General features: G+C 65.8%; 10 protein-coding genes and 2 pseudogenes. 6 read left to right on the top strand and 6 right to left on the bottom strand.

All coding sequences use genetic code 11. The features are described from left to right. Window positions 1-131 precede the first annotated feature (131 nt). Both AB4Y42_RS18450 and AB4Y42_RS18445 read right to left on the bottom strand, forming a co-directional pair. Window positions 132-1,037, bottom strand: a pseudogene (locus AB4Y42_RS18450) (ISNCY family transposase); the annotation flags it as partial. 432 nt (window positions 1,038-1,469) lie between these two features. After that, window positions 1,470-2,320, bottom strand: a pseudogene (locus AB4Y42_RS18445) (LysR family transcriptional regulator). An 84-nt stretch (window positions 2,321-2,404) separates the two neighbouring features. On the opposite strand from AB4Y42_RS18445, the gene mdtD reads away from it, so the two are divergent. Beyond that, the gene (gene mdtD, locus AB4Y42_RS18440; RefSeq protein ID WP_368694947.1) at window positions 2,405-3,871 is read left to right on the top strand and encodes a multidrug transporter subunit MdtD; all 1,467 of its coding nucleotides are present in this window, start codon (window positions 2,405-2,407) and stop codon (window positions 3,869-3,871) included. Between the two features lie 8 nt (window positions 3,872-3,879). On the opposite strand, the gene AB4Y42_RS18435 is transcribed toward mdtD, so the two are convergent. The 3 genes from AB4Y42_RS18435 to AB4Y42_RS18425 are packed head-to-tail and all read right to left on the bottom strand — an operon-like array spanning window position 3,880 to window position 6,525. Further along, window positions 3,880-4,617, bottom strand: a complete 738-nt coding sequence (locus AB4Y42_RS18435) for an ABC transporter ATP-binding protein (RefSeq protein WP_368694946.1) — start codon at window positions 4,615-4,617, stop codon at window positions 3,880-3,882. A gap of 36 nt (window positions 4,618-4,653) precedes the next feature. Beyond that, window positions 4,654-5,673: an ABC transporter substrate-binding protein gene (locus tag AB4Y42_RS18430; RefSeq protein ID WP_368687764.1), complete on the bottom strand. Its 1,020-nt coding sequence runs from the start codon at window positions 5,671-5,673 to the stop codon at window positions 4,654-4,656. A gap of 24 nt (window positions 5,674-5,697) precedes the next feature. Continuing rightward, window positions 5,698-6,525, bottom strand: coding sequence for an ABC transporter permease (locus AB4Y42_RS18425; RefSeq protein WP_368694945.1), 828 nt, complete (start codon window positions 6,523-6,525; stop codon window positions 5,698-5,700). A 564-nt stretch (window positions 6,526-7,089) separates the two neighbouring features. On the opposite strand from AB4Y42_RS18425, the gene AB4Y42_RS18420 reads away from it, so the two are divergent. The 5 genes from AB4Y42_RS18420 to AB4Y42_RS18400 all read left to right on the top strand — a co-directional run bounded on the left by AB4Y42_RS18420 (window position 7,090) and on the right by AB4Y42_RS18400 (window position 13,152). Then, window positions 7,090-8,664 carry a PLP-dependent aminotransferase family protein gene (locus tag AB4Y42_RS18420; RefSeq protein WP_368694944.1) on the top strand — a complete coding sequence of 525 codons (1,575 nt, stop codon included), beginning with the start codon at window positions 7,090-7,092 and terminating at the stop codon, window positions 8,662-8,664. Between the two features lie 151 nt (window positions 8,665-8,815). After that, the gene (locus AB4Y42_RS18415; protein WP_368694943.1) at window positions 8,816-9,220 is read left to right on the top strand and encodes a nuclear transport factor 2 family protein; all 405 of its coding nucleotides are present in this window, start codon (window positions 8,816-8,818) and stop codon (window positions 9,218-9,220) included. Between the two features lie 157 nt (window positions 9,221-9,377). Next, on the top strand, window positions 9,378-11,189 hold the full coding sequence (xsc, locus tag AB4Y42_RS18410) for a sulfoacetaldehyde acetyltransferase (protein ID WP_368694942.1): 1,812 nt from the start codon (window positions 9,378-9,380) through the stop codon (window positions 11,187-11,189). A gap of 164 nt (window positions 11,190-11,353) precedes the next feature. Further along, the gene (pta, locus tag AB4Y42_RS18405; protein ID WP_368694941.1) at window positions 11,354-12,394 is read left to right on the top strand and encodes a phosphate acetyltransferase; all 1,041 of its coding nucleotides are present in this window, start codon (window positions 11,354-11,356) and stop codon (window positions 12,392-12,394) included. Beyond that, entirely contained in the window at window positions 12,391-13,152 is a 762-nt protein-coding gene (locus AB4Y42_RS18400) for a sulfite exporter TauE/SafE family protein (protein ID WP_368694940.1), read from the top strand. The genes pta and AB4Y42_RS18400 overlap by 4 nt, the downstream gene beginning before the upstream one ends. 42 nt (window positions 13,153-13,194) lie before the next feature. On the opposite strand, the gene AB4Y42_RS18395 is transcribed toward AB4Y42_RS18400, so the two are convergent. After that, window positions 13,195-14,895: a cobalt chelatase gene (locus AB4Y42_RS18395; RefSeq protein WP_368694958.1), complete on the bottom strand. Its 1,701-nt coding sequence runs from the start codon at window positions 14,893-14,895 to the stop codon at window positions 13,195-13,197. Window positions 14,896-14,912 lie beyond the last annotated feature (17 nt).

Genomic DNA, 14,912 nt, shown 5'->3' with positions numbered 1-14,912 from the left:
CCGTCCGGGAACCAGGCTTCTTCTCCGCAGACTGTGTCAAAGTGGTGCCCATCAGATTGGAAATGATGGGCATCACTTTGATGTCGCCCTCAGCCACCGTCTATAACGGCCGGCACGAGCCGCTTACGCAGGTACATCACGCGGTCGTACTGCACCGTCAGCGACTTCGTCACGCGTCGCGCTTCGCGCCAGGTGAGCAGGGCGTCCAGATCCTCGTCGGCGCGCAGTGGCCGGTGTGCGTCGTACGTGCTCCTCGGCGGCTTCGCGAAGCGTGCGTTGTAGGCCGCCATGAAGGCCGGCGCATACGCGTTGGCGCCCGCGACGGTACTGATGCCGCGCAGCCGCAACTCCTTCACCAGGCGATCCTGCAGGGTCAGGTGCGCGCGCTCCACGCGCCCCTTGGCCGGGCTGCTGTTGGCGCAGAACGTGTCGATGTTCAACTCGTACATCGCCCGTCCAAAGTGCGTCACGCTGCGCCCGGTCTTGCCCGCGCTCAGGCTGCGGAACACGCTGGCCTTGTCGCTGTACAGCGCCACCGGCTTGCCATAGCGCTCCAGATACGTCCGCGTCGCCTCGAAGTAGCTGAAGGTCGACTCCGTGGCCGTAAAGTGCAGGTGCATCAGGCGGCTGGTCGCATCGTCCACGTACACCAGCAGCGTGCAGGCCGCGGCGCGTTCCTCGAACCAGCGGTGGTCGCTGCCGTCGATCTGGATGAGCTCACCCAGGCACGCCCGCCGTGCTCGCGGCTGGTAGACCTTCGGCGGACGCTGCGCGCGCGGTATCCATAGCCCCGCGTCGCGCATCCATCGACGTACCGTCTCCTTCGCCAGCCGGATGCCGTGACACTCGCGCAGCTTCTCGCACGCCAGCGTCGGCCCGAAATCGGCGTAATACTCACGTACCAGCGCCACGGCCCGGGCACGCAGGTCAACAGGCAGCTCCCGGTTGCTGGGCCGCCCACGTCTGGCCGACACCAGGCCCGCCGGGCCACAAGCCTCATAGCGCCGGCACAGCCGGCTGATCTGCCGTTCACCGAGCGAGTTCGTGCATGCTTGCCGTGATCAGCTCACGTCCGTTCATGGTTTGCCCCTGGTCGACGCCTCACGCGAGCGTGCGCCTCAACCAGGGCAGGAATCGGACATCACTAATGAGCCAGAATCAGACATTACAAAAAAGCTGTGACACGTAAAACTGCGATAAATTATATTATGTTATATAAAAGATAAAATGCGCTGTGGCACCACCTCCGCCCAGACGCAGCCATGCCCCATCAAACTCGCAACCCCCGGCTCTCGCGCCGATAAACAAGCAGCGCGCGCATGATGCCGAAACTGAGCGGCGCACCGACTGGCTCGGCACGGCCGTCCAGCAGGCGTTCGTCGAAGTGCTGGGTGCGGAGAGCGCGTTCGAATCCGGCGAGACCTGATCCCCGCAGCCGCGCCGCATTCCCCGCCTTCCCGCCCTCCCGCTCATTCACCGATCCACGAGCCGCGCAAGTCGCTGTCGTGCATGAGCTGCAGCAGCGTTTGCGCCGGGCGGGAGAGCCGCTTTCCCGCGAGCGCGATGAATTCGACATTGGGCAGCGCCGGCAGGCTCGCGACGTTAACGGGCGGCGCCAGCCCGCGCGCGGCAAGGTATTGGGGCCGCACGGTGACGCCGAGTCCGGCGCGCGCCGCCGCCACGCAGCCCGAATGGCTGCTGCTCGTGCACACCACTTGCCAGCGGAAATCAGTCTGCGCAAGTGCGTCGAGCACTACGGCCCGCGTCACGCTCGGTTCGGCGACGAGGATGAGCGGCAGCGGCTGCGCGAGATCCATCGTCGTACCGGCGCGCGCGAGCCATTCGAGCCGTCCCGTGAAGAGCACCGTGCCGCGTCTGTCGCCCAGCCGCCGCTTGCCCACCATGAGGTCGATGGCGCCGGAATCGAGCAGCTCGTAAAGCCGGCCCGTCATGCCGATGGTGATCTCCAGCTCCACGTCGGGATGCGCATTGCGAAACGCCGTCAGCACGGCGGGCAGCGGGCCGAGCGCAACGTCGTCGGAACAGCCGAGCCGCACCCGCCCGCGCAGGCGCGGCGCGCGGAACTGCGATTCGGCGCGGCTGATCGCCTGCAGGATGCTGCCGGCATCGCCTCGCCATCGGACGTGATGGCGAGCGAATGCGTGTCGCGGATGAACAGGCGGCGCCCGATCGCCTCTTCGAGCCGGCGCACGTGATCGCTCACGCTCGACTGCGTAAGGCCGAGCTGGCGCGCCGCTTCGGTGAAACTGTGGCAGCGCGCGACCGCCTCGAAGGTCCTGAGCCAGATGGGATTGAGCATGGCGGATGGTTATCGGCAATGCCGATGACAGTCAAAGTCTCTACTGGGGTTCCCGATGAGCGAGCGTAACAATATCATGACGCCATGGATGACAATTGCGCCGCAAAGCCGTACCCGCCCCCAACGCGGCGCGCCGAGAAGTTCCAGATGAACAAAAATTCGAGCCACACGGCGCTGCTATGGATCGTCGCCGCGGGCTTTTTCATGCAGACGCTCGACACGACGATCGTCAACACCGCGCTCCCCTCGATTGCGCGCAGCCTTGGCGTGAGACCGCTCGTGATGCAGCCGGTCATCGTCGCGTACACGCTGACCATGGCCATGCTCACGCCCGCTTCGGGCTGGCTTGCTGACCGCTTCGGCACTCGCCGCGTCTATTTCGTCGCGATTCTGATCTTCGTGCTCGGCTCGCTGTGCTGCGCGAGCGCGCACACGCTCACGCAGCTCGTGGTCGCGCGCGTGCTGCAGGGTATCGGTGGATCGATGCTGATGCCGATCGGCCGGCTCGCGGTGCTGCGTGCAGTGAGCGGCGAGCAGTACGTCTCCGCGCTGGCGCTCATTTCGGTGGCGGGCCAGGTGGGGCCGATCGTCGGCCCGACGCTCGGCGGCTGGTTCGTGCAGGCGATCTCGTGGCACTGGATCTTCCTGATCAACGTGCCGATCGGCCTCGCCGGCGTGTTCGCCGTGCACCGCTATCTGCCGAACGCGTCGAGCACTGCGGCGCCTCCGTTCGATCTCGCCGGCTGCGCACTCGTGTCGCTGTGCATGATCGCTTTTTCACTGGCCTTCGACACGCCGGTCCAGACGCATCGCGCCGCGTGGTCTGCCGGGCTCTTCGCACTCGGCATCGCGGCGGCCTTCGCTTACGTGGCCTATGCACGCGGCCACCGCGAACCGCTCTTCAAGCTCCGCTTGTTCAGCGAGCCGAATTTCAGCGTCGGCCTGATCGGCAATCTCGTCTGCCGCATCGGCTCGAGTGCCGTGCCGTTTCTCGTGCCGCTGCTCATGCAACTCGAGCTCGGCTACTCGCCGCTGCGCTCGGGCCTCATGATGCTGCCCGCCGCGCTCGCGGGGACGGTCGCCAAACGCTGGATTGCGCCGCTGATCCGCCGTTACGGCTACGAGACGTTCCTGCTGGTCAACACGCTGATCGTGGGCGCATCGATCGTTGCGTTCGCACTGATCTCGCGTGGCACGCCCATCGCCGTGGAGATTGCCGTGCTGGCCATCTTCGGCGCGGCCAACTCGATGCAGTTCGCCGCGATGAACAGCGTTACGCTCAAGGACCTCTCGCACGAAGACGCCGGCAGCGGCAACAGCCTCTTTTCGATGGTGCAAATGCTCGCAATGGGCCTCGGCGTCACCATTGGCGGCGCGCTCGTGAGTCTTGGCGAGGCACAGTGGGGATCGGTTGCGCCCGGCTTTCGCATGAGCTTCGCGGGCGTGGGCGCGATCACACTGATCTCCGCCCTGGTCTTCCGCCGCATCGACACGCAGGCGCGCGTCGCCGCTGCGCCTTCCGCGATGGCGTCGACGGCCGCTCGCCGCTGAGCGCGCGCTCAATGCGCGAGAATCCCCATCGCGCGCTTCTTCAGATCCAGAAAGTGTGGTTCGAACGCGACTTCCGGCGTACGCGGCCGGTCCAGTTCGATGGGTACATCGAGTGCCACCCGCCCCGGCCGCGCCGAAAGCACGACGAGGCGCGTCCCGAGAAAGATCGCTTCGTCGATGTCATGGGTGATGAAGACCACCGTGCAGTGGAGTTGCTCCCACAGCGCGGTCAAGAACGTCTGCATGGAGCTGCGCGTCTGCGCATCCAGCGCGCCGAAGGGCTCGTCCATCAGCAGCACCTTCGGCTTCATCACGAGTGCCCGCGCGATCGCCACGCGCTGCTGCATGCCGCCCGATAGCTCATAGGGCTTGTGCCGTGCAAAAGACTCCAGACCGATGATGCGCAGAATGTCCGCCGACTCCTTGTGCCGTTGCGCCTTGGGCACGCCATGCAATGACGGCCCGAACTCGATGTTTTCCTCCACGCTGAGCCACGGAAACAAGCCGGCCTGCTGGAACACCACGACACGGTCGGCCCCAGGCTGGTCCTTGATCTCGCCATCGACATAGATGTTGCCGCTGGTGGGCGAAGTCAGACCGGCGAGCAGATGCAGCAAGGTCGTCTTTCCGCAGCCCGAAGCGCCGAGCACGGTGATGAATTCGCCGCCCCGGAACTGCAGATTGATGTTTTCCAGTGCCGAGGTGGCGCCGAAGGTCTTGTACAGCGAATCGATGACGATGTTCAAGTTCGTCTCCTGCTCGACAGTCAGACAGTCAATGGATCAATGGGCCAGATGCTTCGAGTACTGCGGCGCGACGTTGTTGTCGAAACTCGCCGGCACACTCGGAATGCGGCCAATCGAGTTGAGCACCTTGGCCGTGTTCACCAGAGTCAGGTACGTGGCGGAGGTTTTGACGCCCGCGTCGAGGCCCATGACTTTCGGCGTGGTCTGGTCGGCGCCGGAAAACAGCTCGTAACCGGCCAGTTCGCTCGTTGCCACCGGCACCGTCACGCCCGTGGCTTTCGCCATCTCGGCGAGCGCCTTGTCGCGATCCTTCATCGTCACCTGATAGCCCTGGTCGAGCGCCGCGACGAAACCGCGGACCAGGTCCGGATGCGCCTTCGCCCAGTCGGAGTTGGCAATACAGACGTTGTAGCTCGAGGCTTCGCGCGGCAAATCGCCGTCCGTCTTGATCGCCTTGCCGCCAGACGTACGCAGCGCGCTGAATACCGGATCCCAGACGATCGCCGCGTCGATCGCACCGGTCACCCACGAAGTGCGCATCTGCGGCGGCGCCATGTTGATCTGCGTGACGGACGCATACGGCACATGTGCAGCCGCCAGGAAGGTCGCGAGTTCGAACGAGGCCTGCGAGCCGGCAACGATCGCGATCTTCTTGCCTTGCAGCCCCGCGACGTCGTGGATGCCGCTGTCCGGCTTGACCACGATGCCGGCCGCATTCGTATAGCGCTCCTGGTTGTACACGATGGTCATCGGCAAGCCCTGTGCGATCGCCGTGACGAGCGGCGGCACGCCCAGCCCGCACATGAACGTGAGGCTGTTCGATGCCAATGCACTCATCGCCGCCGGCCCCGAACTGAAGAGCTTGTACTGGACATCGGCGTTCATTTGCTTTTCGAACAGATGCTCGGCCATCGACACCATGTACGGATCGGCGCCGTTGTCCTCGTAGCCGATGATCACCTCGGGCTTGCTCTGCGAATACACCGCGCCAGGAACCAGACAACTGCTCGCCAGCACAGCCGCGCTCATGCCATAGACCCATTGCATCTTTTTCATTTTTCGTCTCCTCCAGTCACCCGATCAGTTATGTCCGCGCCACGGTACGACGATATTTTCGATTTTCCGAATCGCCAGCTCCATTCCATATCCGATCAACCCGATGATCACGATGCCGACGATCACGATGGCAACCTGCAAGGCCTGTCCAGCGAACTGCACGAGCCAGCCGAGGCCGCTGCTCGCCGCGATCAGTTCCGCGGCGACCAGACAGGTCCACGCCACGCCGATACCCACGCGCATGGCGGTGAAGATCTCCGGCATGGCCGAGGGCAGGACGACCTTGCGGAAGATTTGCGCATTGGTCGCGCCGAGTGTGCGGGCAACCTCGATGCGCAGCGGCGGCGTGCTTTTCACGCCCGACATCGTGCCGATGATAATGACCGGAATGGTGCCGACCAGAATCAGAATGGCTTTGGGCAATTCGCCGATGCCGAACCACACCACCAGCAGCGGAATATAAGCAAGCGGCGGAACCGGCCGCACGAACTGCAGCAGCGGATCGATGATGTCGAACACGATCTTGTTGCGTGACATCAGCAGGCCGATCGGTACGCCGATCGCAATCGCGCCGACAAAACCAATAACGATGCGAAAGCAACTAATCAGGATGTCGCTGACGAGCGACTGGCCGCCGTAGCCGTTGCGGACGATTTCGACGAAGGCCTGCCACACCGCCACCGGCGAGGGCAGCGCGAACGGCGGGAAGATGCGCGCCATCGATACGGCCTGCCAGAGCACGACGCACATCACGAGCACGGCAGTGGTCAGCCACCAGGCATTCATTTTCCCGTGGCCGCGGCGGATCTTGATGACCGGCTCGATCGACGAATCCGCGTGATGCTTCATCATCTTTAGTCTGGGTAGGGCTCTCACCGCCGTCTCCTCAAGTTGAAAAACAATGCGCACACCAGCGCGAAGTTCCGTGTCCGGTTCGGGTTCCGTCTCAATTCAAGTATAGTCAGCGGCTACCCGGCGAATTTTGGCTTCTTTTATTTCGCACTCGCGAACTCGCCCGTTTAGTCAAGCATTCTCAATCAATAAAGCGGCGGGTAGTACCAGGCGGGAAGTTCCGATGGGGCCAGTCGCGGATGACCGCTGTCCGCGCTTTCCCGAAGCGCCGCAAGCACCGTCCAGCCGATTTCTTCCGATTATTCGAACGCCCGGCGCTCGCAGCCGCAAGGCCCGCCAGCCGGTCGCGTTGCGCCGCAGCAAGGGCCTGGCGAGCGCGCGCACGTCGAGTTTCTTTCGGCAAGTGCGGTGCTGACCGTCTCGTCGCGAACAGTCGCTCCGAAATTTACCTAATCGACTCGGACGCCCAGTGTTGAATATGGTGTGTTGATTGACTGGCCGATTTTGCTGCAATACGGTTGCTCAATCGTCCTCTCGCCGCTGACATCAATCACAGGAGCAAGCATGCCGACCCGTACCCCGTCCGCCCTTTGGGCACAGCAATTCCGACGGTCACCGGAGTCGAAGACAAGTCTGCAGCACCAGATCCGCGAGATGCTGGTGGCCTCCATCCTCGACGGGCAGTTGCCGCCGGACTCCGCCCTGCCTTCGAGCCGCGAGCTGGCCGAGCAGCTCGGCGTGGCGCGCAATACCGTGGTGCTCGCCTACCAGATGCTCGTGGAGGAAGGCTATCTGGTCTCGCGCGAACGCAGCGGCCACTTCGTCAACCCCGAAATGCTGGAGGGCCTGCACGGCGTAACGGTCCAACAGCGGGTCCAACAGCGCGTGCAGCAGCGCGTGCAACAGCGGGTCCAGCAGCCCGACGTCGTCGAGCCCCATGACGCCCGCTTGCCTGCCCCGCCCGCGTGGAAATCGCGCATCGTGCGCCCGCCCTCCGCGCAGCGCAACATCGTCAAACCCGCCAATTGGCAGAACTACGCATATCCCTTCATCTACGGGCAGTTCGATCAATCGCTCTTTCCGACCAACGACTGGCGCGAGTGCTGCCTGAAAGCGCTCTCGATCATGGAGATCCGCAACTGGGCGCCCGACCTGATCGAGCGCGATGACGAGTCGCTGATCCAGCAGATCCGCACGCGCGTGCTGCCGCGGCGCGGCGTGTTTGCCATGCCCGAGGAGATCATCATCACGAATGGCTGCCAGCAGGCGCTCTATCTCGTCGCCGACCTGCTCTGCGGCAAGAACACGACGGTCGGCTTCGAGAATCCGGGATATCCCGATGCCCGCAATATTTTCGTGAATCGCAACGCGCAGCTGCTCGAATTGCCGATCGACGGCGAAGGGATCGATCCCGTGCGCCAGCGCGATTCGCTCGCCCGCTGCGATTACGTGTTCGTCACGCCGAGCCACCAGTGCCCGACCACGGCCACCATGCCTATCGCGCGCCGCCAGGCGCTGCTCGAACTCGCGCAGCAGCACGACTTCGTCATCATCGAAGACGACTACGAGAGCGAAAACACGTTTTCCGGCACGCCGCATCCGGCCTTGAAGAGCCTCGATTCGGCCGATCGCGTGATCTACGTTGGCAGCCTTTCGAAGACGTTCGCCCCCGGCCTGCGTCTCGGCTACGTGGTCGGCCCGCAGGAACTCGTGCGCGAGTTGCGCTCGCTGCGCCGCCTGATGGTCCGGCACCCGGTGGCGTATATCCAGCGCGCGTTCGCGACATTCCTCGCGCTCGGACACCACGACGCGCTCCTGCGCCGGCTCGCGCATGCCTACAAGGAGCGCGCCCGCGCGTTGATGGCGGCGCTCGATACCCATCTGCCCGAGGTGCGTTACGTGCCGATTGGCGGTGGCGCCTCGTGCTGGGTCCAGGGGCCGGCGTGGCTGGACTCCGCGCGCCTTGCCGACGACGCGCGCGAGGCCGGCATCCTGATCGAGCCCGGCGGCGTGTTCTTCGCCGACGAGGCCGAACACAGCCCGTGGTTCCGCATGGGATTCTCCGCCATCAAGCTCGAGAAAATCGAACCCGGCGTGCGCGCGCTCGCCGAGGTCGTGCGCAAGCAGCGGCCCGCCTGAGTCTTCGCGCAACTACGCGGGCGCTGGCCCAGGCGAAAGCTCCACACTGGTGCTACCGCCCTCGCCTCGCAAACCCTAACGTGTCGATATACCGTGCCGCGCGCGATTTCTCGCGCACCGGACGGCACCGGCTTTCCCACTGGAGACACGTATGGCAGACACGCTCAGCGCCCAACCCGCCGTCACGGCCGACACGCTCGCCGCCTTTTCCGACGCCTTCAACCGCCATGACGCCGACGCGCTGATGGGGTTCATGACCGAAGACTGCGTATTCGACGCGGCCGGCGGCCCCGAAGTGTATGGCACCCGCTTCGTCGGGCGTGAAGCCGTGCGCGCTGCCTTCGAAGCAGTCTTTCGCACGTTCCCGGACGCCCATTGGGGCAACGGCCGCCACTACGTCGCGGGCGAACGCGGCGTATCGGAATGGATGTTCACCGGCACGCATGCCGAAGGCTGGCGCATCGAGGCCGAAGGCTGCGATCTCTTCGAATTCCGCGATGGCCTGATCGCCGTGAAGCGCGCGTTCCGCAAGGAGCGCCCGAAGCAGCCCGCCTGACCCGTGTGCAGCGGCGCAGCGGTCGCCAGTGTTTTGAAACGAATCGTTCCATTCCATTTCAGATTCACCCATCAAGGACGGAATCCCTTGACCCTCATTGGGCGCCGAATAGCATTCGAAACACGGCATTCCGTCAAACGATAACCGGAGACAGTTGATGAGCGAAAAGACCCCCACCCAGACGGCCAGCGGCCCGCAGGACATGACCCCGTCCGAGGCCTTTGTCGAAACCCTCGCGGCCAACGGCGTGACCGACATGTTCGGGATCATGGGCTCCGCGTTCATGGATGCGATGGACATCTTCGCGCCCGCCGGCATTCGCCTCATTCCCGTCGTTCACGAGCAGGGCGCGGCGCACATGGCCGACGGCTACTCGCGCGTATCGGGCCGCCACGGCGTCGTGATCGGCCAGAACGGTCCCGGCATCAGCAACTGCGTGACGGCCATCGCTGCGGCCTACTGGGCCCACAGCCCGGTCGTGATCGTCACGCCGGAGGCAGGCACGATGGGCATCGGCCTCGGCGGCTTCCAGGAAGCGAATCAGCTGCCGATGTTCCAGGAGTTCACGAAGTACCAGGGCCACGTGACGAACCCCGCGCGCATGGCCGAGTACACCGCGCGCTGCTTCGACCGCGCCATGTCCGAAATGGGCCCGACCCAGCTGAACATTCCGCGCGATTACTTCTACGGCAAGATCAAGACGGAGATTCCGCAGCCGCGCCGGCTCGACCGCGGCCCCGGCGGCGACGAAAGCCTCAACGAAGCGGCGGATCTGATCGCGGCCGCGAAGTTCCCCGTCATCATCTCCGGCGGCGGCGTCGTGATGGGCGATGCGATCGAAGAGTGCAAGGCGCTCGCCGAACGGCTCGGTGCGCCCGTCGTGAACAGCTACCTGCATAACGATTCGTTCCCGGCGAATCATCCGCTCTGGTGCGGCCCGCTCGGCTACCAGGGATCGAAGGCCGCGATGAAGCTGATCTCGCGCGCGGACGTCGTGATTGCGCTGGGCTCGCGCCTCGGACCGTTCGGCACGCTGCCGCAACATGGTATGGACTACTGGCCAAAAGACGCGAAGATCATCCAGATCGACGCCGATCACAAGATGCTCGGCCTCGTGAAGAAGATTTCGGTGGGCATCTGCGGCGACGCGAAGGCCTCGGCGCAGGCGCTGACCGAGCGTCTCGCGAACCGCACCCTCGCAAGCGACGCCAACCGCGCCGAGCGCGCCGACCAGATCGCCACCGAAAAGGCCGCGTGGGAAAAGGAACTCGACTCGTGGACGCACGAGCGCGACGCCTACAGCCTCGACATGATCGAAGAGCAGAAGCACGAGCGCACGCCCACCGGCGGCGAGTATCTGCATCCGCGCCAGGTGCTGCGCGAGCTCGAGAAGGCGATGCCCGAGGACGTGATGGTGTCGACCGACATCGGCAACATCAACTCCGTGGCGAACAGCTATCTGCGCTTCAACCAGCCGCGCAGCCTGTTCGCGGCGATGAGCTGGGGCAACTGCGGTTATGCGTTCCCGACCATCATCGGCGCGAAGGTGGCCGCGCCCCACCGCCCCGCGATCTCGTATGCGGGCGACGGCGCCTGGGGCATGAGCCTGATGGAAACGCTCACCTGCGTGCGCCACAACATTCCGGTGACGGCCGTCGTGTTCCACAACCGCCAATGGGGCGCCGAGAAGAAGAACCAGGTGGACTTCTACGATCGCCGCTTCGTCGCGGGCGAACTGGACAGCCCGAGCTTTGCCGGCATCGCGAAGGCGATGGGCGCGGAAGGCATCGTGGTGGACAAGCTCGAGGACGTGGGCCCGGCGCTCAAGCGCGCGATCGACCTGCAGATGAATCAGGGCAAGACGACCATCGTCGAGATCATGTGCACGCGCGAACTCGGCGATCCGTTCCGCCGCGACGCGCTCTCGAAGCCCGTGCGCCTGCTCGACAAGTACAAGGACTTCGTCTGAAGGGCCAGCCGCAGCCCGCGCGCGCCGTATGTTGCAGGCAGGCGCGCGGGTTGCATCCGATCGCCGGCCGCAGGCGGGGCACCCGCTTGTGGCCGGTTTTCGTCTGGACACGCCTGCTGCTGGCGTGCGTCCGTCCGTTTGTGCGTCCATGAGCCCATGACACCATGAAAGCCCTGAACCGTATCGTCGAAAGCGCGCGCCTCGCGCCCATGCGCATCGTGCTGTGCGAAGCCGATGACCCACGCGTGCTCGCCGCCGCGGCGCGGGCGCACCAGGAGAGCATTGCGCGCATCATGCTCCTCGGCGACCCGGGCGCGATCCGCGCGGCCGCCGCGCGCGAGTCGGTCGAGCTCGGCGAGATCGCGCTGATCGATCCGCAAAAGAGCCCATGGCGCACGGCCTTCGCCGACGAACTGGTCACGCTGCGCGGCGCCAAGGGCATGACGCCCGCACTCGCGTGGGAGGAGGCCGCGAAGCCGCTCGTCTTTGCCAACCTGATGGTGCGTCTCGGCCACGCGGACGGTTCGGTGGCGGGCGCCGTTCACACGAGCGCCGACGTGGTGCGCTCGGCCATCCAGCTGATCGGTGTCGAGCCGTCGTTCAAGCTCGTCTCGAGCTTCTTCCTGATGATGCTGTGCGAGCCGTTTCATCGCTACAAAGGCGGCTTGATCTTCTCCGACTGCGCGCTCGTGGTGGACCCCGACGCCGCACAGCTCGCCGAGATCGCCATGGCCGCCGCCGACAGCGCGCGCAGCCTGTTGATGGAAGAGCCGCGCGTCGCGATGCTGTCGTTCTCGACGAGCGGCAGCGCCCACCATGCGAGCGTGGACAAGGTGATCGAGGCGACGCGGCGCGTGCACGAGCTGCGCCCCGCCCTCTGCGTCGATGGCGACGTGCAACTCGACGCGGCGCTCGTGGCGGAAATCGCCGAGCGCAAGATCGAGCACTCGCAGTGCGGCGGCCACGCGAACGTGCTGGTCTTCCCGAATCTCGACGCGGGCAATATCGGCTACAAACTCGCCGAGCGCCTTGGCGGCGCGAAGGCCATCGGCCCGCTGATGCAGGGCCTGAACCGGCCCGCCAACGATCTTTCGCGCGGCTGCTGCCCCGAGGATATCTATTACGTGATCGCCACCACGGCGGTCCAGGCGCAGACGGCCCGCCAACGCGACGTCACTCACTCGAAGGAACCCCACGCAGCATGACGCATGAGAAGGTCCTGGTCCTAATCGCCTTGATCGGCGCAGCCAGTTATTTTCAGACGATCACGGGCTTCGGCCTCAGCATGATCGTCATGGGCGCCACGAGCGGCTTCAGCCTCGCGCCGCTCGCAAGCATCGCCACCCTGCTGAGCCTCGTTACGCTCGCGAACAGCGCGGCCGCGCTGCCCGGCAAGCTCCACCATATCGACTGGCGGGCCGTGGGCGCCGCGACGCTCGGGGTGCTGCCCTCGGTCGTGGTGGGCGTGATGGTGCTCGACTACCTGAGCGCCTCGGCCTCCGGCATGCTGCAATTGCTGCTCGGCGCCGTCGTGCTGTACGGTGGACTGAGCGCCGCGCTGCGGCCCGTGCCGCTCGTACAACGCTCGGGCGACCGCAGCTTTTTCGTGAGCGGCGTATGTGGCGGCCTCCTGAGCGGCATGTTCGGCGTGTCCGGGCCGCCGCTCATCTTCCAGTTCTATCGCCAGCCGCTCAAGCTGATCGAGATTCGCTGCGCGCTGATCCTGCTCTTCACGGTCACGTCGCTTGTGCGCGTGCTGTTCAGCGCCTGGGAGGGCGAGCTTCCCGCTTCGATCTGCATCGAGGCCGCGCTCGCCGCGCCGGTCGTGATGCTGATGACGCTGGCGGCGCGCCACTACCCGCCGCCGCTGTCTTCCCTCGCGATGCGCAGGCTGGCGTTCGGCGTGCTGATGATCATCGGCGCTTCGCTCGTGCTGTGTGCGGTGAAGGAACTGATGGTGTGATGTGAGCGGGTGATGGCCCGCGCAGGAATCGATGACTGTGCGCTAACGCGGCGCCCCAATCCATTGCGCGAGATCGATCAAGCGGGCCATATCGAGCGGCTCGCCGGAGTCGAGCGCGACGCAATGCCGGTAGTACGGACTGAGGTCCAGCCCGACGCCCAGCCCGATCACGTCGACGTCGCGCATTACCTCGTGGCGCGCGACCACCTCCTTCAAGTGATTGTCGAGATAGAAGGCGTCGTTCGTCTGCGCCGTGGCCGTGTCCATCGGGCTGCCGTCCGAGATCGCGACGAGAATGCGCCGCGCCTCGGCGCGGCCCGCGAGCCGCGCGCATGCCCATTCCACGGCCTCCCCGTCCACGCCCTCGCGAAACAGGTCCGCCTTGAGCAGCGCGGCGATGGCCGGGCGAGCGCGCCGCCAGCTCTCGTCGGCGGACTTGAACACCATGTGGCAGGTCTCGTTCAGGCGCCCCGGATGCGGCGCCCGCCCGCCCGCGAGCCAGTCCGCACGCGCACGGCCGCCGTTCCAGGCGAGCGTCGTAAAGCCGAGCACCTCGGTCGCGATTCCCGCCTGCTCGCATGCGCGCGCGAGCAGATCGACCATCATCGCAACGGGCTCGATATGCGCCTTCATCGACCCCGAGCAATCGATCAGGAAGCCCACCACGCAATCGCTGCGCGGCTCGTATCGCTCGCGCCTGAACACGCGCCGCTCGGCGGGCGAGCTGACGACCTGTGCGAGGCGTCGGCCGTCGATGCGGCCGTCCTCCTCGCCGAACAGCCAGCCATCGCGCTGCGGCACCGCTATCGCTGTCTGCAGCGCGCGCGCGAGGCGCGCGACGTTGATGCCGCACGCGGCAATACGCTCGTCGAGCCGTTCCCGATACTCGCGCAGCAGCGCTTCGCGCACGCGTGTGGCGGGCCGGATCTCGCGGTCGTACTGCGTCGTGTATGCGCGATAGCCATTCGCCGCCTCGGCCAGCACGCGGCTCACGCCGGTCGGCGCGAGCGCGGGCAGCTCGACGCTCGTTTCGTCGAAGTCGACCCACAGCGAGAACGACGTCAAGGCGTCGTCGGCTGCGCGGGCTTCCTCGGCGTCGTCCCCTGCATGTGCCGCGCGCGCGTCTTCGAGCATCGTCGCGACGCGGCGCGCCAGCTCGCGGGCATGCGCCGCATAGGCGCGTTGATCCGTGCGAGTCGCGCGCAGCCCCGCAAGCTGCACGCCGATTGCAGGCACGATGCCGGCGCGTGTCGCTTCGATCAGATCCTCGGTCTCGTCGAGCACGGGCCAGCCGCTCACGCGCGACCAGACGATCTGCGCCACCGTATAGAGCAGGATGCCGAGATGGCCTTCGGTCAAGGCCGCCCGGCAATACGCGCGCGACCACGTTTCGAAGCGATGCCGCAGGTTGTGCGCGAGTCCAGGCATGCCGGGTGGCAATTGCGCCTCGCAGCGCACCTGCTCGAACAGCTCGAACAGCAGGCGCTCGATCGGGGCGTCGGGAGCGAGCAGCCGGTGCAGCGCCGCGTCGGAATGGAGAAGACGCTGCGCGGCGGCGTCGGCGGCGCCACGCAGCGAAGCGAACTCGTCCTCGTAGACGTTGCTGCGCAGATGCGGAGCATAGAGCGGCAAGGGCCGCGACTCGCGGCAAAGCCGGCCGCCGCGATAGTGGAGCGCGGCGTCGCCGGTGAGCGCGCGCACGGCGGCCGCGCAGAGCGACTCGTGCCGCAGCGCGGTGCGCACGGCCTCGGGCGTGGGCG

The sequence above is a fragment of the Paraburkholderia sp. EG286B genome (assembly GCF_040965655.1).
In the GTDB taxonomy this organism is placed as follows: Bacteria; Pseudomonadota; Gammaproteobacteria; order Burkholderiales; family Burkholderiaceae; genus Paraburkholderia.
This window is presented reverse-complemented; position numbering and strand designations above follow the sequence as displayed.

Coding starts and splice junctions, on each gene's coding strand:
- mdtD (WP_368694947.1), top strand. CDS start 2,405: ATGGATGACAATTGCGCCGCAAAGCCGTACCCGCCCCCAACGCGGCGC.
- AB4Y42_RS18430 (WP_368687764.1), bottom strand. CDS start 5,673: ATGAAAAAGATGCAATGGGTCTATGGCATGAGCGCGGCTGTGCTGGCG.
- AB4Y42_RS18425 (WP_368694945.1), bottom strand. CDS start 6,525: ATGATGAAGCATCACGCGGATTCGTCGATCGAGCCGGTCATCAAGATC.
- AB4Y42_RS18420 (WP_368694944.1), top strand. CDS start 7,090: ATGCCGACCCGTACCCCGTCCGCCCTTTGGGCACAGCAATTCCGACGG.
- AB4Y42_RS18415 (WP_368694943.1), top strand. CDS start 8,816: ATGGCAGACACGCTCAGCGCCCAACCCGCCGTCACGGCCGACACGCTC.
- xsc (WP_368694942.1), top strand. CDS start 9,378: ATGAGCGAAAAGACCCCCACCCAGACGGCCAGCGGCCCGCAGGACATG.
- pta (WP_368694941.1), top strand. CDS start 11,354: ATGAAAGCCCTGAACCGTATCGTCGAAAGCGCGCGCCTCGCGCCCATG.
- AB4Y42_RS18400 (WP_368694940.1), top strand. CDS start 12,391: ATGACGCATGAGAAGGTCCTGGTCCTAATCGCCTTGATCGGCGCAGCC.